Raw genomic sequence first — 18755 nt, 5'->3', positions numbered from 1 at the left:
CACGGGTAACGGTAAACATCGGCCGGATTTGCTTGGTCGTCGGCTCGATAACGGCGAACTTGTCCGCCCAAACCAGCACTTCGCTTTCCGCCGTTTGGCCGTCTGCGCCCAGCGTGATGCCCGCGAACACTTTGCGGCCTCTGGCGATGGTTTCGGTTTTGATACCGTGCATCGCCTGCACCTTGCCGTCCAGCGTAGTCAGCGCTTTCGACGTCGTTTCCACCGTGGCAGCGGTGTTGTTCAGCTTAGCGGTCAGCTTCTTCTTATCCTCAGCCTCTGCCTTCTTCTCGTCGGCGTAGGTCGACTGAAACCTCTCGATATCCGCTTGCGCCCTGCGTGCCAGCCTGCCCACCTCCTCAGCGATTTTCTTCACCGCATCGGCCTTGGCCTGCGCCCCGTCAACGGTTTCGTCCTGCACCCAGTCCGTCCACGTGTCACGGCTGTAAGTGCGCGTCTCGAGCGTATAAACCACGTCAGACTTGCGTCGCCAAACCGAACCGTCGGACAAAGAGGCCGTCTGAAAGACTTCCCCGCCCGTCGGGTTTGCAAACGGCACACGCGTTTCCATAGCACAAAAAGCGTTACTGCCGACGCCTCCACGCAAACCGATAACGGAAGATTTCTTAAACTCCGTCACAGTCTGACGTGGGTAGTTTTCCCAGTACCAAGACGGCGGCTGATTGTCGTTGCGCGTATCCGGCACTTGGAACTTGGCCGACACCGTGCTTTGCGCGATGGCCTCCGCCTGCTGCCGCGTAACGCTGGTCTGCTCCAGACGGCTGATTTTTGCCTCTGAGGCGGCATTCAGCCCGTCGGCATAAGCCTTGGCATCGGCCAGTGCCTTGTCGGCTTTGGCCTTGGCGTCGGCGGCCGCCTGCTGTTTGACCACGGCATCCTTTGCCGCTGCGTCGGCTATTGCCTGCGCCTTGGCTGCATCGGCCTTGCTCTGCGCGTCGCCCGCCGCTGCGGCAACTGCTGCCGCCTTGGCCGTGTCGGCTTTGGCCTGCGCCGCCCGTTCCGCAGCGGCAAGGGCTGCCGCCTTGGCGGCATCGGCCTTATCCTGCGCCGTCTGCGCCGCCGCCGATACCGCGTCGACCTTGGCTTTCTCCGCCGCCGACAGCCATCTGCTTTCCAAAGCCGTCTGCGCGATGGAGGCCACCTCCGTCTTGTCGGCTTTGGCGGATTTCAGGGAGGTAATCTGCGCAGTATTGCCAGCAACCTGCGCCTTGGCGGTTTTCAGCTCTTCGGCAGTGGCGCTGTCCTTCTGTGCCTGTGCCGATTTGTGCTCAGCCAGCTCGGCGGCAACGGTTTCGGCAGCCGCTGCACCGTCTTCGGGCGCAGGTGTCCAATCTGTCCCCAGCGTGCTGCGTTCCAGCTTGATGCGGGAAACATGACTTTGCGACGTACCGCTGTTCGGGAAGAAATACACGTTCAGATGCGTGTTGTCGGCTTGGTCGCCCGCGTTATTGCCGCCGGTTGCCAAACCCCATTTCCCCGTGCCGCGCCAAAGACCGTCTGCAACCTTCGTCAGGCCGAACAACATCCCGAAGCCGCGCGAGTTGTACACGCCTATGCTGGTGCGGTCGCTGCCGATTTCGCCCCAAAGGGTGACGGTCACATCTTCGCCGACGGCGGGAGCTTCGGCCAGCGCGAAACGGGCGAGATAGCCGTAATCCGCATCGGGCGCGGACTGTTTGAGCAGATTGCGCCCGCCGACTTTCAGACCGTCCAACCGCGCGGTCAGGCTGTCCACCGCCTGCACGCGGGCGCGGTCGGACTGGGCCACACTTTCGCGCAGCTTGGTAAGGCCGCCCTCGGCCTGCCCCATGCGCGTTGTGAGCGCGGCGGTTTCGGCGGCACGGGTTTTGTCTTTCTCCGTCAAAGTTTCCTGCTCGCGCGTGATACCGGCAATCTGTCCGTCCAGCTTCGCCACCATCTGCCGCCGCTCCCGTGCCTCTGCGCTGATGCCGTCGGCACGGGCTTCTTTCTCGACCTCCAAAGCGGCGGCGGTTTTGCCCTGCGCGGCGGTGACGGTTTCGATTTTCCTTGCGTGCTGTTTGCTGACATCCTCAACCGCCGTGATTTTCGTACCCAACTCGCGGGCTTTGGCGGCCAAACCGTCGGCGGCGGTTTTGGCAGCCGCCCGAATATCGCGGCTGCGGGCTTCGGCTTCACCTGCAAGAGCCTGCCGCCGTGCGGCGGCTTCGTCGGCAAGGGCTTTCATCCGTGCGGCAGCTTCTGCGGCCGTTTTTTTGCCTGCCTCGGCAAGGGCGGCGTTTTTACCGGCTTCGATTTTGCCGTCCAGCAGGTCTTTCAGACTCTGCGACAGACTGCTCTCGGTAATCTGCTTCTCAATCAGCTTCACCAGCGGCGCGGGGTTCGGGTCGGACGTGCCGCGCACGGGGGCGGTAAATTCCCCCGTATTGCCCGCCGCATCGCGCACGCGCAGCCAAAACCAAAATTCGTCCGCCGCGCCGACGCCCGTCAGCGTGTAAGTGTTCTGCGGGTAGGGCAGTTCGGCCAGTTTCTGCGCTTTGGACAAATCGGCGGTTCTGCCGTAGCGGATTTCCACCGCCAACTCGTCGACCACCGTCTGCGGCCATGTCCACACAAGGTCTACCGCCAGCGTTTTGCCCACGGTACGCACGGCGCTGATTTCGTAGTCCAGCGTCCACGCTCTAACCAGCGGCTCGGAATAGACGCCGCGTGCGTTGCGGCCGCGTATTTCGGCGCGGTAGCTGCCTTTGGGCAGGCCGTGCAGCACGATTTCCGCCGACGCCGCATCGGGGATATGGCGGTACAGCACGTTATTCCGGTAAATCTTAACGTCGTAGGTCAGCACTTGGCCGTCCGCCGTCAGATTGTCCCAAGTAATCGTCAGCCTGCCGCCGCCCGCCGTCAGCGACGGATTCATCAACTGCGGCACGACATTGTGCAGCGTGGTGATTTCACGGTCGAATTTCGCCCAACCGTCCACCACGCCGTATTTTTGCGGGTCGTGCCGTAGCGCGGACACGGTAAACGTGCCGTCCGCCGTGTTTTCCTTACTCGACACCACGCGGTACAGGCGCGCCTTCACACGCCCCTGCAGCACCCAAACATCACCGGCGGCGGCCTGCGGAGCGGCAGACAACTCCAAACGGTCGGCGGCGGGCTTCGCCATCACCTCCAACGTTTGCAGCGCGCCGTTCGCTTCGACCGAAAAACGGCTGCCGATTTCGGCTTCCACCGGCCTGTCGAGTGTAACCGTCAAGCCCGACACCGCTTTCAGACGGCCCGAAAAATCCGCGCCCGCATAATCATTGTCCATAATGCGTATCACATCGTAGGGCAGATGGCGCAAACCCTCCCGACCGACGGTAAAGCTGACCGCATCCTGCTGGCGCAGGCCGGTTTGCAGCATCCACGCGCCGAAACGGGCGGCCTGCCCGCGCGAATCGCAGCCGAACGCCGCCACCTGACGGACATTCAGCCCGTAGCGGCGCACCGCCTCGTCGTCCTGCACATATTCGGTTTTCGTGCGGTAGCCGTCGTATTTGTCGACATACTGCACCATCACCGCCGTCGAAATCGACTTAAAGGCCGCACCCGAATAAGTAAACAGCCCGTCTTTGACATTACTGTTCGCATACTGCGCCACCGCGTCGGCATCCGCATCCATCACCACCGAAAAACGGCGGCCGTCCCAAACCGGCAAACCGCGGAACACACTCGCCAAATCGGTCAGCAATTCCGCCGCCTGCCGTTTTTCCGACAAATACGCATTGCAGACAAAGCGCGGCTCCTTGCCGCCGAAGCCGTCGTCCACCGACTCGTCGCAGTATTTTGCGATTTGGTACAACGTCCACTTGTCGATATCCGCCGCCTTCAAACGGCGCGCCAAAGTCGAATAACGCGGCTGCGTCAGCACATCGTAAAACACCCAAGCCGGATTGTTCGTCCACGCCTTTTTAAACGAACCGTCCCACACCGAACCCGCGTATTCGCGCGTGTCCGGATTGTAGTTTGACGGCACATTGACCAGCATCCCGTCCAGCAGGTAATTGCGGCGCGGCACACTGTTGCCGAACTGGTCGGAATCCACTGCCAAGGCAGACAAAACCGTATGCGGATACGACAACTTCGCGTCTATCATCTCGACAAAACTGGCAAAATACGTCTTATTGCCCGTCTTATCGCTGGCCGCATCGTCCGTCAGCCGGGAAACGCGGATATTAAACGGCGCTTCCGGCAACTGATCGAACAGCACGTCTTGGTAATACACCCCGCCCGCACGCTCCGAAAACGTAACCGATTCCACCGCGCGCACGCCGTCCTTATTGACCAACTCCACGCGCAAAACCGTCTGCGCGGCCAGCGTATCGCCGTTGCCCTGCACCTGAAAATTCCTGTCCACCCCCAGCGTTACCCGCAGGCGGCCGACCAGCTTGTCCGTTACCGCGCGCACAATCGGCGTACTCTTCTTCACTTCCGCCGACACCGCCACCGTCCGCTCCGACACATCGAAGCCCGGAATATACGGCTGGTCGGGCGTGCCGCGCAGGAAAAAGCCCGCCAAACCCTTGAAATTGAAAGAACCGTCGGCATTCTGCACAGGCGTATCGTTCAAAAACACCGATTTCCAAGGCGCATCGTTGCCGTTGGCAAAACCGCGGATTTCGCCCTCGCACACCGCATCGACAATCCGCAGCGACTGCGCAGAATTCAACGTATTCGGCGCCTCATAAGAAGGCGTGGCCGCACCGCCGCTTTTCTTACCGCCCATATCCAAACCCCCAAATAACGGACACAAAAAACCCGACGGGCGAAACCCGGCGGGCAAAACAAAGGCCGTCTGAATATTCAGACGGCCTGACAATTAAAATATTTCTTTCCGCACCCAATCATCAACCATTTTATTCCAACTCCGATTAAATTCCGCCTGACTTTCCTTTTCGGACGGCCTATAAAAATATTCTGCTGCCTGCCTTGCCCAGTACAAGCGGCAAGAAGCATTATAAGATTCCTGCCAAGCCGCCGGCTTGATAGACGCTTTAAAACTAGAACACGAATCCAAAGCTACCTTAAACCATGCCATGTCATCCGCATAATTTTCCTGTATGACTTCAATCTCTTCATTTTCTTCTTTTAATTCCGAAGCAAGGCCATGGTAAGCATAATCCCAAGCCGCTTTTTCAAAACTTTCAGCAGCATCAAAACGACATATATCCACCCAGGAATTACCGCCCGTGGATTGATCTTTCATACAGGCACTCATCTTTGCGGCTATGCGTTTTTTCACTACCGGCAAAGAATCGGCAGCATATGCCCCATTAAGAAAGAAACCGAGAAAAAATACCGAAATCAGCTTTTCCATCTCAATTTTCCCCATTACAAAATAAGCGCAAATGTTATCCTTTTGTAAATTTCTTGACAAGCATTTTCTTTCTGCTTTACATTCCGTTTCACGAGGCGTCGAAAACCTCTCCCAGTACGGCATTCACCCCGTCAGCGTGAATTTTTTACGTCCATAAGATTCATTGGTTTCCTTGTTGTTTCGTTTTGATACAACCGAAGTTTCCTATGGCCGCGAGGGCTGTGAATACAATACCTGCTTCGGCAGGGAATAAGCACGGCTCGTACTGGGAGTTTTCGAACCTCGCGGCCGCCCGTTTCGGGCAACTTCGAAATCACCCAGTAAGGAAACTTCATCATGAACGCATTATCTCTTTCTTTTAAAGATACCAATTTCCAAATTACCGACATTAACGGCCAACCTTGGCTAAGGGGTTACCAAATTGGTAATGCCTTGGAATATTCAGACGGCGCTGTTGCAATCGCAAAACTTTATGACCGCAACGCCGACGAATTTACCGACAGCATGACCCAAGTCATCGAACTGCCCACCACAGGCGGCAAACAACAGGTGCGCGTATTCAGTCTGCGCGGCGCACACCTTTTGGGCATGTTGGCACGAACCAAAGCGGCCAAAGAGTTCCGCCACTGGGTACTGGATGTACTGGAGCGGGAAAACAAACGCCCCGCCCTGCCCGCCACCCGTGAAGATTTATGGGCGCAGGTGCGCGAAGAGGGTTTCAAGAAGAAATATATCCCCCGCGACGAGGCGCACGAGGAAATGCTGAACCTGCTGCACCGGATCGAAACGGTGCTGTGCAAATCGCACTGCGGCCCCGATCTGGAGGGACAAATCCGCGCCCTCACCGGCAAAAAGCGTTCCGAGTTGGATTTCTTCCAGCTGGCCGCGCTCAACTGCAGGCTGATCGACGGGATGCCCGCCCTGATTATGGAAAAACACCCGGAAATACGCCGCCTGAAAGCCGAACACCGCTACAGCTTCGACCGCCCCGCCGAAAACCTGCCCGCCCTGCCGGACGCGGCGGAGAAAAAACCGCGCCCCGCACCCGCAAACGCCGCGCCCGCCGCCCCAATGTATGACGAGAAGCGCGACCGCCGCCTGCGCGACGAACTGGCGCAACGCTACGAATCCGACATCGCCGGCCTGCTGCTGTATTACGGCGAAGCCACCGACCGCAAAAACGAATGGGCGCAACGGATCAAATGCGACGCACTCATGCAAACCGCCCACCTGACGCGGGTATTGAACGAGGTTTGGAATAATTTCATCCACAACGAGGAAAACCAAAGCCTTTCCGACTACGACTTCAAACAGGCCATACTCGAACTGAACCGCCTGCACTGCACGATTTCGGATGCGGCAAACGGCTGGTAAGCCCCGCACGGGCCGTCTGAATATTCAGACGGCCTATTTCAGCGCGGTCAGAATATCAGGCAGCCGCCAAACCAGCGCAATCAAACATATCCCCGCAACAATATGCCAAAACGTGCGGCGCGTTTCTTTTGGATTGATATTCATTGTTTCCATTTCACCACCACTTAATCACACTTAAAAAATAACCCGCCGCCAGCAGGAAGAATATCAGCCAAACGGCGGCGAACCGCCACGTTGAAAGTTTGTCCATTCTCTCAAGCACCCTATCAAAAATTGATGTATAATCCTCTACATTCATTAGCTTAGTTCCGTTAAGTTAATGCAAAAAACCCCGCAGGGTGGCCGCCCTGCGGGGTTTCGCCTTTTCAGACGGCCTTATCCGTCACCCAACACCACTTCGTAGTTGGCGGCGCGGACGGAGTCGTCGGCAAAGTCGGTATGGTATTTTTGCCCGTTCGGCGCGGTGGCCGCCGCGCCCGTGATGAATTTCTTTGTTAGGCCGACGGTCAAATCCGCCGCCAGCGGCGCGCCCGGTTGGTTTTGGCCGCCGCCCTGCGCCGGATTCCTGCCGCGCGATTTCGCCAGCATCCGCCACAGACTGCCCGCCGGATGCTCTGCCGCCGCACCGTTCAGGCGGCGTGATTCCACGCCCTGCGATATGACGCGGCTGCCGGCATACACGCGCCCGTAGGCAAGCGGCATCGGGCGGCCTTGCGCGGTGGTATTGCTCAAATTGGAAAACGCGCTGTTCCTGCCCGCGTCCGTGCCGGAAGACTCCTTCATTTTCGGCGGCTTGGTCAGCATCTGCGCCACACCGCCGACCACCATGCCGATACCGGCGGCCACCAGCGACGCACCGCCCGCCCAGCTGGTCATAGCGCCGACCACAATCAGCACCGCACCGACGACGGTCTGTATCAGGCCGCCGTTTTTGCCCGCACCGCGCACGCGCGGCACGATGTGCAGAATCCCCGATGCGGGACGGCGGAATGCTTCGGCAATCCCCGCTTCCGTCTGGTCTTCGCCGCCAAAGCGCACCTGATACACGCCGTTGCGGATGTGTTCGCGCAGGCCGCCGATTTGGACGAACAGGGCGTGCAAGGCTTCGGCAGGCGTTTCGGCCTGCAAATCGAAGCGGCGGCCGAAGCGGGATAAATCGCCGTAAAAACAAACCGTAATCATCATTCCATCCTATGCAGTAAATCGTTTTCCACCGCCCGCATCATGGCCGGCTCAAATTCGGGATGCCGCCAAACGCTGTGCGTGCGCTCCTGCCACCATTGGTTGTACGCCTCGCGGCGGCTCAATTGGTTGTAGGCGTGATGCAGAATTTCGCCGCCGCCCAGATACAGCGCGGCATGGTTGGCATGGCCGCCGTAGGCGGTCAGCACTACGTCGCCGCCCTCAAGGCCGTCTGAAACCCGCACAAAGCCGATGCGGGCAAGGTGTTTTTGCCAGTAGTCCGCCGCCGCGTCGGCATCCATATCGCCGCGCGGATGGTCGGGAAAATCCAGCCCCGCCAGCATAAAGGCATCACGAACCAGCGTGCCGCAATCGGCTTGGCCGTACTCAAACACGCGCCCGCGCAGGTGCGGGCAGCAGCGGAAGGCTTTCAGACGGCCTTTAGCGGCCAAAATCCACGGCAGGCCGGTTTGCACCTGCATCTGCCGGTCCGCGCCCGATAAAAACGGTTCGCCGCCCGGGTGGGAATGGACGACGGCGGCGATTTCACCGGCACGTTCCGCCGCCTTCCAGTCATCGGCGGAAATCTCAAAGGTTTCATACGGGTTTGCCGCACAATTGCGCAAAGGGAGAAATTCATACCCGCCATAATGAAAAACCAACAGCCCGCACATTTCAGACGGCGCGGATTTGTCCGCCTCATCCAATATTTCGCGCCGCACCGCCTCATGCAAAAAATCAAGGTCCATCATGATTCCACCTTGTCCGCACTCGGAAACCCGCCGAACGGCAAAGCCGCCGTCGCGCCGAAACGGGCGCGGCACCCCGTCAGCGTGCCGCTGCAAACGTCTTTTTTCGGGTCGCTTGTCGGCATATCGAATTTGTCGGCCACCGCGCGGCCGGTATAGCCGCAGCCTTCGCCGCGATACTGCCAGACGCAGGTGTTCGCCAGCATCATGCGCGCGGGCACAATCGCGCCGTCCGCTTCGGCAGGCGTGGCCAGTTCCAGCACCGCCCGTTCCGCCGTCATCTCCGACAACCGCTCTATAACGTAGCGGCAGACGATTTCTTGATTCGGATCAGCGGCAGGATTGCCCGCCGTGAAATTGGCCGCATCAAGAAACTTGGCGTAGGTCAGACGGCGAACGACTTCCACGCCTGCCAGTTGGTTGTACTGCTCTGCCGCGCCGGTTACGAAACCAAGCGCATTTGACACGCGCAAGGTAGGGCGGTTGCCCGCGCCCTGCGCCGTCATCTCGAAGCCTTCAGCCTCTATCGGATAAGGCGCATATTCCGCGCCCTTCCAAACAATGCCGCCGTTCTTTTCGTTGACTTGGTTGCAAAACCGCCAAACTTCGCCGCCGAACGGACGAAAATCAACTTCCCACAATTCAATCAACACATCCTGCTGCGCGGTGGTCAGGGCTTTAAGCATCACGCCCGATAAGGTTTTCATCCGTGCGTTCATGCCAACACCTCCTCAAATTCCGCCGACAGTTCGTACACCTTGCCGCCGCGCGGCGTTTCGCGGTATTCCGCCGCCTTGACCAACAGCCGCGGATGGCCGTCGGGCTGCCAGTAAAACGCCTCCACGCCGCGCCGCGCGTCGAGAAAGGCCTTAACCTGCTCAATCACGGCCTTCTTCCCGACCAGTCGAACCTGCCATTTCTGCATTTTCGGCCGCAGCGACAAAGGCTGCCGCTGCTCGTAACCGTCGCCCAGCTTGACCGTGCGCACGGCAAAGGTATGCGTCGCGCTGCTTTCCGACGTTACCCGCCATCTGAATGTTTCAGTCATAAAAACCTTTCGAAAACAAAAGGCCGCCTGAACATTCAGACGGCCTTCGCCGCATTGTGGCTAATGTTGCCGATGCGCCAACTGTCGGCGATTTCCGCCTTCGCAATTTGCCGCATCGCTTCGCGCATACCCGCTTCCACGCCCTGCCGCACCTGCTGTTCGGTATCGCCGCCGCCGTTTTCGACATTGACCGTCAGATTGACCGTCAGCCCGCCGGCAGGCTTCGCGCCGAACAACGCCGGGGACGGCACGCCGACCACGCCGCCGTCGGCATACCCCCGCAGGCGCAGCCGTTCCACCGCCGCTACGCCGCCGTGATTGCGGACGTCGCGCTGTGAAAACACTACCTCGCCTTTATGGACGATGCCCGCAGGCTCATACTTCCCGCCCGCGCCGGTGTAGCCGCCGGAAGCAAAACCGCCGCCTACCACCCCGCCTTCGGCGTAGCCGCCGACAGCCGCTTTCATGGCTTGGACAATAGCCATCTTAATCATCATCTTAGACAAATCCTGCAAGATGGAAACCGTCAAACTGCGGAAATCCAGCTTGCCGGTGGCGACAAATTCGGCCAGCGCATCGCCCATTTTTTCAAAGGTCTGCACGGTGGCGTTTTCCATTTGTTCGCGCACACTGCCGAAGGATTTGATGTATTCGTTCACACCGCCCTTCAAGCCCGCCCGCCAATTGTTATCGCTCTCGCGCCGCTGCTGCTGCATTCCGGCCAGGGTGTCCAAACTTTCGGCCTTGCCCTGCTCCAACATAGCCAGCACATCGGACGGCGCACCCTCCCTGCGTGCCGCCGCAATCTGCTTGTCCCACAGCCGTTGCAAAGTCAGCCGCTCGATTTCCTCCCGCGTTTTGCCGATTAAAGAAATCTCGAACAAGCGCTGGTCGGCCTCCTCCTTCTGACCGTCCAGCATAGACTTCGCCGTTTCGGCATAGCGTTCCGACACGCGGCGCAAATCCTCCTGCGCGTCGGCCTGCTCCGCCAGCGCACGCGCCGCCGCCTGCTGCTCCTGCGTCCATTCGCCGAAAGTTGGGTCAGACAACAACTTCAACTGTTCGCCGATGGCGCGGTTGCCGTTTAAAATTTCCAGCACCCGCTTCGCTTCCGCATCCGCCGCCCGCCGGTTAAAATCCTCATGCCATTTTTCATAACCCGATACCGGGATATCGACAAAATTGCGGCGCGGGTCGTCGCTGATTTCACCCTTGCCGCCCGCCAGCCAGCCCATCCGCGCCATCACTTCGGGAGCGTATTTCCTGCCGATAGGGCCGATGCGGCCCCTGTCCACATTGCCTTCGCCCGAATGATAGGCCGTCAATGCCTTACCCAAATCGCCTTTATAGCGCTGCAGCAAATCGCTCATCTTGCGCGCCGCACCGTCGGCAGACGATGCGATGCTGGCGGTATTGACCCTGTACTGCCGCGCCGTGGCCGGCATAAACTGGAATGCGCCGTGTGCACCGACCGAAGAACGGGCGTTCGGATTGCCGCGTGATTCCTGCATAGACAAAGCGGCCAGTAGGTTTTTCGGCAGGCCGTACCGTTTTTCCAAACCGGCATAATCAAACTGCGCCGCTTGAGATAACACGGTTTTATTGACGGTAAATTTTGCCTTTTTGGTTTTGGACTTGCCGCGCCCGCCCCTGTTATCGGCATAACTCTTGTCAATCCGCCGTGCGTTGCGGGCGTGCTTGTCAATAGCCGCCTTCCGTTTTTTCGGATCCGTGAGGCCGTCCAACGCCTTTTCAAGCGCCTTGTCGTTTTCCTGATGCGCACGCTGCTTCTGCTCATCGCGCGTGGCATAGCGCTCTGCAATGGCATCTTGCGCCGCCCGGCCTTCGGTCTGATTTTTGTTTTGCTGCTGCCGCTTTCCGGCGGCGGCCGCGTCGGCATTTTCCCGCGCCAGGCGCGCCTCCAGTGCCAAAACCCTGGATTCCTGCGTCAGAATTTGCGCCTGCGAAGCCGCCGGAAAAGGCGAACCGCCCATATCCGAACCATATCCCGGACGGCGCATGGCCTCCAACTGCGCCTTCGCTTCCTTCAGCAACTCTTCCGTCGTTTTTTCACGACCAAAAGACTTGATGCCGTCCCACGCGCCCGCCGCCGCATCTTTAATGCCTTTCCACGCCGATTCAATCAAGCCCAAATCGGCCACGACTTTCTGCGCCATCGCCTCCGTTTCGGCGGCATACTTGCGCTGCACCAGCTCGACCGCTTCCTGTTCGCGCCCCTGCTGCTGCAAGGCCTTCACCTGCTCGTACACATCGGCGTTCAGGGTTTTATAGGTGGCGGAAAAACGGGCGACGGCCTTCAGCGGGTCGTCGGCAATGGCGGTATATTCGGCCGCCAGCTGCTCGACGCTTTTCCCCGTTGCCTCCGACTGCAACACAATGGAACGGGCAAATGCCTCGAAATTCTCCCCCGCCACGCGGCCGGACGAAGCCAAAGCCAGCACCGCTTCGCGCGCTTCCGCATATCGGCTTGTAATATCGCCCGCATTCTGCGCCGCCGCCTGCATCCGGCCTGCCGACACCCCTGCCGCTTCACCGGAAAGGATGACCGCCCGCCTAAACGCGCGCGATTCTTCCGCGCCCTGATACAAAGCATAAGCCAGCGTGCCGGCTGCCACAGCCGCGCCGCCGAACAACAGGAGGGCAGGCGTAATCACGGACGACAAGCCCTTGAACATATTGCCGAAGCCGCCGTACATATCGCGCAACTGGCCGCCCTGCTGCAGCATAATCAGCATCGGATTCTGCCCGCCGGCAAGCTGGGTGACGATATCGGTCATCTGCGCCGGCGTCTGCCGCAGCGCATTGTTAAACTGCGCAATCGAAATGCCGCCCGCCCGAACCTTGCCGTTCACCTTGTCCAACTGCGACAAAAACGGATTCAACGCCGCCGTCGGGATGCCGCGCTGCGCGGCCAAAGCCTCGTAATACCGCCGCGTGCCGCGCTCGCCCGCCTCCTTCATCGCAATATCGCGCTGAATGGCCCTCTCCATCGACTTCAGCGACCGCTCCACGCGCTTGTCGGCCGCTTCAAAACCCGCCGCCGCCGCCGCCGCGCCGTCTGCCGCCGGCTTCATGCCCGCAGAAATCCGACGGCCGCCCTGCTCCACCGAAACCGTCAGCGAATGAATCGACTTTTTCGCCTTCGCCACGCCGGTTTCCACGCCGGACGCATCCACGCCGATGCGTATCATATTGTCAGCCATCAGCCCGCTCCCTCATTACTTCCAATGCTTCCGCCTCCATCAGGCGGATATCGTCAAACAGCCGCCGCCGTTTTTTCGCCGGTATGCCGTGAAAATCCATCACTGCCGCCAACGCGGCATAATCCAAACCCGTTGCTCCCGCCATACCGACGCGCCATTGCGTGCCCGCCGCAATAAACAGGCACACCGCGCGCCAATTGCACGGCCACACCCCGAAAAGCTGCGCATCGTCAAAATCGGCCTCTTCAAAGCCGAACGCCGACAATTCCGCCGCATCAGGCTGCTTTTCGTAAAGTGCCCGTGCGGCGGCCGTCAGTTTCCCTGACGGGCGTTAAATACTTCGTCGATATAGCCGTCCACAACGGCAAACAACGCCTGCGGATAGTTTTCCAGCAGCAATTCGATGTTTTCGCGGGTAAAGGATTCGGCCAAATCCCAACCTTCGGCGCAATCCAGCACCGTATCCGCCGTCCAGGCTTCCTTATGTTTTTCCGTAAACGCCGCCATCGCCTTGCGTCCGCGCTGCTTAAACACAAACTCCACCGCCGCAGGTTCGCCGCCCGGAACGGGGATGTACACCGTATGGCGGAAGGTTGCATCGGGTTTCAAAGTCAGTTTTGCCATGTTTCAATCTTTCAAAAAAAGAGGCCGTCTGAAACAGACGGCCAAAAGGTTGCAGGGGAATCAATAACGGGCGGCCGGGCCGGACACCGCATACGCCAAAGTTACCGCCATAATCTGATTGCGGGTCATTTCCGGTGTCTTATTCAGGCTCGGATAACCGTTGTAAACGATTTGGCCGCCGCCCTTCAGCACCAGGCGCAGCGGGGTTTTACCGCCCGCATCGCTCGCCTTCGCCGCCGCCTTGTAGCCGGGCAGAGACGGGTCGTCGGCAATCTTGACCGTAATCGACAACGCAGACTGCGTAGACGGAATCTGCTGCTCGTAGTCGTCTTCCAAAAAGCCGAAATCGACAAACTGCTGCTCGCCGCCGCTGGTGGAAAATTCGATGATTTGCGGAATCTGCGTCCAGCCGGTAATCTTCTTCACGCTGCCCTTGCCGCCGCCGGCCGGATAAACATCGACGTCGGAGGTATCCACGCCCACCAGCTTAAAGGTATCGTTGGTTTTGCCGCCGATTCGGAACACGCGCTCGTTCAGCTTGCCCCAACCGCTTTCCAACAACACAAAATCGCCGTCGTTAAACCCGTGCCCCGTTACAGTCAGCACCGCCTCAACGGCATTGCTCGCAACCGTAACCGGCTTCGCCGCATCGTAGGCGGTCGCAATATGAACGGTCGCACCGTTCGGTAGTTTTACTGCCATTTTTCATACTCCCAAATAAGGCCGTCTGAAAATCAGATACCCTGTTCAAAATAAACCCCGCTCCAGCCCTGCTGGTAATAAACGGTTGCTACTTCGCCGCCGTCCACCGATTCAATATTCAGTAAATCGGGACTCAAATCATCCAGCCCGTCAGCCCCCATATTGAAATCAGGCGATTCGGCAAACACCTGCCCGATTAAAGCCAGCATCTCTTCCGCCAGCGCATCGGCGTTTTCGTTGGCCTGCACGCAAACCAAAGTAATCAGCCGCGCCGTGTGGCGGTAGACAGGCGGATAATCCATCGTAGCCGCTTCGCTGCGGCGGCTGTCGAAATACACCACGACACACGGCAGCTGCGCTTGCGCAGGTGCAAAAGCGCGGCCGGAATAAACCCGCCGAAACCTCTGCTTCAGCAATTCCACCGCCGCCGCGCGGATTTCAGTAAGTCGGTTTGTCATGCGCAGCCCTCAATTGCACGACGACCATACCGCAACCGTCAAAATCGGTTTCCGCCACCGTGTAGCGTTTGCCGCGCACGGTAACGACCACCGACTTCACGTCTTCCGGCAGGTCGTCTTCAGTAACGATGATTTGCGGGTCGGCATTTGCAACAGCAATACCGAACCCGCCGTCCGTCATGGCTTCGCGGTCGAATATCGCATTGACCGCCTTCCCGTCAATCATCACGGTTTCGCCGAAATCGGCGGGATTGGTAAACACCCCCAACGGCTCCTTAAACACCGTTGGCACCTGTTTCACCCGAACCTTCTCCGCCGCCGCCCTGACCGCCGGTCAAATCATCGTCAATGTCGCCATCGTCGTCATCGCCGCCGTCAGTTTGCGCCGCACCATATTTCTCTTCCGACCATAGTTCCGCCCAACCTTCGAGCAAATAAGCCTGCGCCCGCTCTTCATCTACCGAATACTTCTTACCGACGAAAAAACCTTTGCCGTTATCAAAAAAACTGCGCAGCGGTGTAATCTTGATTTTTGCCATTTTTAATACTCCAAATATTTAGGCCGTCTGTTGTTCAGACGGCCTGCGGTTAAACGGTTATGCTGCCACGATGTCTTTAATGGCGGCGAAGGATTCGACATGGCGGACGGCAATATCCACATCTTGCAACGTGGTGATGCGTACCGCGCCCGTAGTAGACTTGGTGTACGGGTCAACGATCACGTCCAAAACGCCCCAATGCGCAATCATCAAATCAGCCCAGTTACCGAAAATCAGCGGGCTGCATTTGCTGGCCGCCGTGCCTTTGGTCAGGTTGGACGGAATTTGGTTTGATACCGCGCAACGGTAGCCGTTCAGCGGTGTTGCGCCGTCCTGCCAGATGTAGCCGGATACGCCGTCGGCCTTCAGCTTGGTTTTCAGCAGGCCGCGCACGCGGGCATTGGTGATGTAGGCCAAGTCGCCGATATCGGCATTGGCGGCGGCAATGGCACTTTCCAAAGCGACGATATGCCCCCATTCGGGCGCACCGCCGTTCGCACCGATTTCCACCGCGCCGATGCCGGCAGTGTTCAGGATGCCGGTCGGTTCGTTGCCGGTACCTCTGCCATTGATGGCCGCCAAATCGATACCCAGCATCATCGCTTTCAACAATTCGCTGCGGGCGAACTGTTCGGCAGACAGCGAGGATTGCAAAATGAATTTGCGGCTCAATTCGGTATTGGCGGTAACGGTTTTCGGTTTCAGGCTCATTTGTCCGAAAGTGGCGTTCGATTCGGCCGCACTGCCGTTTTCATCCACCCATTGAACGGTGTTTCCGGTCAGGTGTTTCGGAATGGTGATGTCGCCGACTAAGCCGTCCAGTACGGTGGCGCCCAACTGGGCAACGGCAAGTCGGTTGCGCAGCAGTTCGATGAACAAGTCTTCGCGGAAGTCGTTTTCGATGACGTTGCCGCCGTTTGCCGCATTGCCTTTGCTGTAAGCGCGGGCAATCAAATCAGTCGGCACAAAGAAGCCTGCCGCTGCGCGACCATGCCGTTTTTCCAACTCTTCCGACACTTCGCGCTCCAAGCCCGCTTTGTCCCATTTGCCGGTTGCGGCGGCAGACATGGCGCGGAGAAGGGAAAATTCACGCTGTTCTTTATCAGTCATGCCGATTTCACCGGCGGTAACGGTCGGCTTCGTCTGCATGTTTGCCATGATGGCGGCGCGTAATTGGGCTTCACCGCCGCCCTCTTTAATAACCTTTTCGGCTGCTTCGATACCGCCGTGGGCGGCGTAACTGCGACCAATGGCCAACAGTTCGGAAACGCGGGCGCGTTCGTTCTGCATACCGCGTTCGGCGGTGTTGTTGGTATCGGTTGCTGCGGCGGCAGGGATTGCAGCAGCGGGAGTTTCCACCGTAGTGGGAGTTTGATTTTTATCCATGTTTCGATTTCCTTTTTCAGGGGTTGGGTTTACAGGGTTTTCAATAAATGGTTCCACCGACCTGCCGACACCTACTGTCGGGTCTGCCGGGACGGTTACAAAACTGATTTCATACGGCATCCAGCGGGTAACGATGTAACGGTAGTCCTCATCGTCTGCATCGGGATTGTCCAATACCATGTCTTCCACGCGGTAGCCGACGCTGATATGGCGTAGGATGCCGTCTTGCACGTCTTGGAATTTTTCCGCCGCTTTCGCACCGTTGCCAAAACGTACCAAAGCACGGCCGCGCTTGTCGGCATCAATCCAAGCACGTTCGATGACGCCGATTTGGTCGTCCCAGCCATGATTGAACAGCACCGCGCCGCCGTCGTTCAGACGGCTTAAGTCAACAGCACCCGCCGCATGACTTAATACCTCTTCGCCGAACCAGCGTTCTACCGGCTCTTCGCTGGAAAACGCCACTTCGACCGTCCGTTTTTCAACATCAACACTTTCGCGCTGAAATACGGCAAAACGGCTCATTTGCTGCATTTGCGCCTTATCAGGCTTCATTTTCTTCATTCGGGTTATCCTCCGATTCCGGTTCTGCCGCCGATGCGGCCGGTTTTACGTCGGCAATGATTCCTTTTCCTGCCAACATCTGGTTTTCCTGTTCGATTTGGGTAATAACATCTTCAAAATCCAAACCCATTTCCGCGCAAATATCGCGGCGGGATTTGACCGCCAGCGCCACTGCCTCTTTATGCGCATTAATATCTTTCAGCGGGTCAACCCACGACCAGCGGCGCCCCTGCCAGTTGCAGGCCCTGAACTTATCCAGCTTGCCGGCAGGCAGCGATTTGCCGGACGGCATCTTGATTGCGCCCATTAGCAACGCCGCCTCAATCCAGCGATCGAATACGTCATACAAGAACGCTTCGGCAAACCAGTTTTGCAGCGACATCCAAGTATCGCGCTCCTCCAGCGTTCCGCTGCGGATGCTGGAAAAGTTCACGCCCTCAAGGTCGTTCGCTAAACTGTGATAAGCCACGTTCAAACCGCTGGCGATACCGCGCAGGCTGGCTTTGACGAATGCGTCGTAATTGGCGTGCGGGTAATCCGGGTCGAACGGCGTAAAGTCGTAACCCTGCGGCAGTTCGTGAAACGTGCCCGGCTCGACCGAATCGATTAAATCGATGCTGCCGCGCCCGTTATCGACCTCTTGCCCGTCAATCGGCGGCATGAAGTTGTCGGCGTCTTCCGTCTGTTTGAAAAAGCCCATTTTCGATGCGCCGACACGGGCGGCGATAATGGCCGCTTCCTGATAACCCGACAGGTTTTGCAGGCCGATGATGGCCGAAGCCACCCACGGAAAACCGCGCCGCTGCTCCGGACGGTCGTGCAGGAAAATATGGCTGATTTGCTCTGCCGGCACCCGTTCGCGTAAATTGCCCGTATTCGTCTGTCCGTATGATTCGCCCGGATGTGCCGTCCGCAACCAGTACGCCACAGGACGGGAATAGCTGTTTAACTCAACACCCATGCGCACGGCGTTGCGCCCGTTTTGCTGCGGAACGTTGTATCCCGTATCCAAACGGTCAATATCCAGCACCTGCAAAGCGTAGCCGTAACCGTTGTCAAATCCTGTAACATGACGAACCAACGCCTCTCCATCCCGTGCGACACTGCGCATCAACAGCCGTTGCAAGTCAGTAAACGACAACTGGCCGGTAACATCGCACACGCCGCGCCTTGCCCAGCGCGAAAACGCTTCTTCGATGGCCTTATTCGCCAAGTTATCGGGCTTGTCGGCGTTATCCAGCAAAACACGCATTTGCAGGGCGAAACCATCGCGCCCGATAACGTTGCTTTCGACCATGTTCAAAAACTTGCGCATGTAGTCGTTGTCGCGCGCAAGGCTGCGGGCGCGGGCGCGCAGGCGGTCAAGGTCTGACCGTGCCAAGGCATCCGCCGACCAGTTTTGCGGCTGCCATGAAGCCAGCGATCCGACCGGACGCGCCCCTGCAAAGCTGCGGCGGGCTGTTTTCGGGACGGCTTCCCGCCTGCCGAACAAACGCGCAAAAAAACCGCGCTTTTGCGGCGCGGCATTTGATTGTTTTGCCATAGCTCA

Annotated in this window: 17 protein-coding genes; 1 reads left to right on the top strand and 16 read right to left on the bottom strand. The window is 58.5% G+C overall.

The features are described 5' to 3' along the window. Positions 1–4765 (bottom strand): phage tail protein (locus ACLD9W_RS07030; protein WP_410841354.1); only part of this gene is annotated, 4765 nt, incomplete at its 3' end. Positions 4766–4858: 93 nt separating this feature from the next. Beyond that, positions 4859–5356 (bottom strand): hypothetical protein, encoded by a 498-nt coding sequence (locus ACLD9W_RS07025; protein ID WP_410841353.1) that lies wholly within the window; start codon positions 5354–5356, stop codon positions 4859–4861. A 336-nt stretch (positions 5357–5692) separates the two neighbouring features. Between ACLD9W_RS07025 and ACLD9W_RS07020 the strand changes: the two genes are divergently transcribed. Beyond that, a complete protein-coding gene (locus tag ACLD9W_RS07020) occupies positions 5693–6730 on the top strand; it encodes a Bro-N domain-containing protein (protein ID WP_410841352.1) in 1038 nt (345 codons plus the stop codon). A 154-nt stretch (positions 6731–6884) separates the two neighbouring features. On the opposite strand, the gene ACLD9W_RS07015 is transcribed toward ACLD9W_RS07020, so the two are convergent. From ACLD9W_RS07015 to ACLD9W_RS06950, 14 genes are all read right to left on the bottom strand, one after another. Continuing rightward, positions 6885–7028, bottom strand: coding sequence for a hypothetical protein (locus tag ACLD9W_RS07015; protein WP_410841351.1), 144 nt, complete (start codon positions 7026–7028; stop codon positions 6885–6887). A gap of 77 nt (positions 7029–7105) precedes the next feature. After that, on the bottom strand, positions 7106–7912 hold the full coding sequence (locus ACLD9W_RS07010; RefSeq protein ID WP_410841355.1) for a tail assembly protein: 807 nt from the start codon (positions 7910–7912) through the stop codon (positions 7106–7108). Then, positions 7912–8664, bottom strand: coding sequence for a C40 family peptidase (locus ACLD9W_RS07005; RefSeq protein ID WP_410841350.1), 753 nt, complete (start codon positions 8662–8664; stop codon positions 7912–7914). The genes ACLD9W_RS07010 and ACLD9W_RS07005 overlap by 1 nt, the downstream gene beginning before the upstream one ends. Then, positions 8661–9380 carry a phage minor tail protein L gene (locus tag ACLD9W_RS07000; RefSeq protein ID WP_410841349.1) on the bottom strand — a complete coding sequence of 240 codons (720 nt, stop codon included), beginning with the start codon at positions 9378–9380 and terminating at the stop codon, positions 8661–8663. The genes ACLD9W_RS07005 and ACLD9W_RS07000 overlap by 4 nt, the downstream gene beginning before the upstream one ends. Then, on the bottom strand, positions 9377–9709 hold the full coding sequence (locus ACLD9W_RS06995; RefSeq protein WP_204812106.1) for a phage tail protein: 333 nt from the start codon (positions 9707–9709) through the stop codon (positions 9377–9379). The genes ACLD9W_RS07000 and ACLD9W_RS06995 overlap by 4 nt, the downstream gene beginning before the upstream one ends. A gap of 35 nt (positions 9710–9744) precedes the next feature. Beyond that, positions 9745–12933, bottom strand: a complete 3189-nt coding sequence (locus ACLD9W_RS06990; RefSeq protein ID WP_410841348.1) for a phage tail length tape measure family protein — start codon at positions 12931–12933, stop codon at positions 9745–9747. Continuing rightward, positions 12926–13198: a DUF1799 domain-containing protein gene (locus tag ACLD9W_RS06985; protein ID WP_410841347.1), complete on the bottom strand. Its 273-nt coding sequence runs from the start codon at positions 13196–13198 to the stop codon at positions 12926–12928. Before ACLD9W_RS06985 ends, ACLD9W_RS06990 begins: the two co-directional genes overlap by 8 nt. A gap of 47 nt (positions 13199–13245) precedes the next feature. After that, complete coding sequence (locus ACLD9W_RS06980) at positions 13246–13557, bottom strand: phage tail assembly chaperone (protein WP_410841346.1); 312 nt, start codon at positions 13555–13557, stop codon at positions 13246–13248. A gap of 60 nt (positions 13558–13617) precedes the next feature. Continuing rightward, positions 13618–14259, bottom strand: coding sequence for a phage tail protein (locus tag ACLD9W_RS06975; protein WP_410841345.1), 642 nt, complete (start codon positions 14257–14259; stop codon positions 13618–13620). Positions 14260–14291: 32 nt separating this feature from the next. Next, positions 14292–14717, bottom strand: coding sequence for a hypothetical protein (locus ACLD9W_RS06970; protein WP_410841344.1), 426 nt, complete (start codon positions 14715–14717; stop codon positions 14292–14294). Further along, positions 14698–15000 (bottom strand): hypothetical protein, encoded by a 303-nt coding sequence (locus tag ACLD9W_RS06965; protein WP_410841343.1) that lies wholly within the window; start codon positions 14998–15000, stop codon positions 14698–14700. Before ACLD9W_RS06965 ends, ACLD9W_RS06970 begins: the two co-directional genes overlap by 20 nt. After that, the gene (locus tag ACLD9W_RS06960) at positions 14993–15256 is read right to left on the bottom strand and encodes a hypothetical protein (protein WP_410841342.1); all 264 of its coding nucleotides are present in this window, start codon (positions 15254–15256) and stop codon (positions 14993–14995) included. The genes ACLD9W_RS06965 and ACLD9W_RS06960 overlap by 8 nt, the downstream gene beginning before the upstream one ends. Before the next feature lie 57 nt (positions 15257–15313). After that, positions 15314–17206, bottom strand: a complete 1893-nt coding sequence (locus ACLD9W_RS06955; RefSeq protein WP_410841341.1) for a phage major capsid protein — start codon at positions 17204–17206, stop codon at positions 15314–15316. Next, positions 17187–18749: a phage portal protein gene (locus tag ACLD9W_RS06950; RefSeq protein ID WP_410841340.1), complete on the bottom strand. Its 1563-nt coding sequence runs from the start codon at positions 18747–18749 to the stop codon at positions 17187–17189. Before ACLD9W_RS06950 ends, ACLD9W_RS06955 begins: the two co-directional genes overlap by 20 nt. Between the last annotated feature and the right edge of the window lie 6 nt (positions 18750–18755).

The organism is Neisseria sp. WLZKY-1 (assembly GCF_046546535.1).
GTDB lineage: Bacteria > Pseudomonadota > Gammaproteobacteria > Burkholderiales > Neisseriaceae > Neisseria.
Note: the sequence above shows the minus strand (reverse complement) of the source record. Positions and strands in the feature narration are given on the sequence as shown.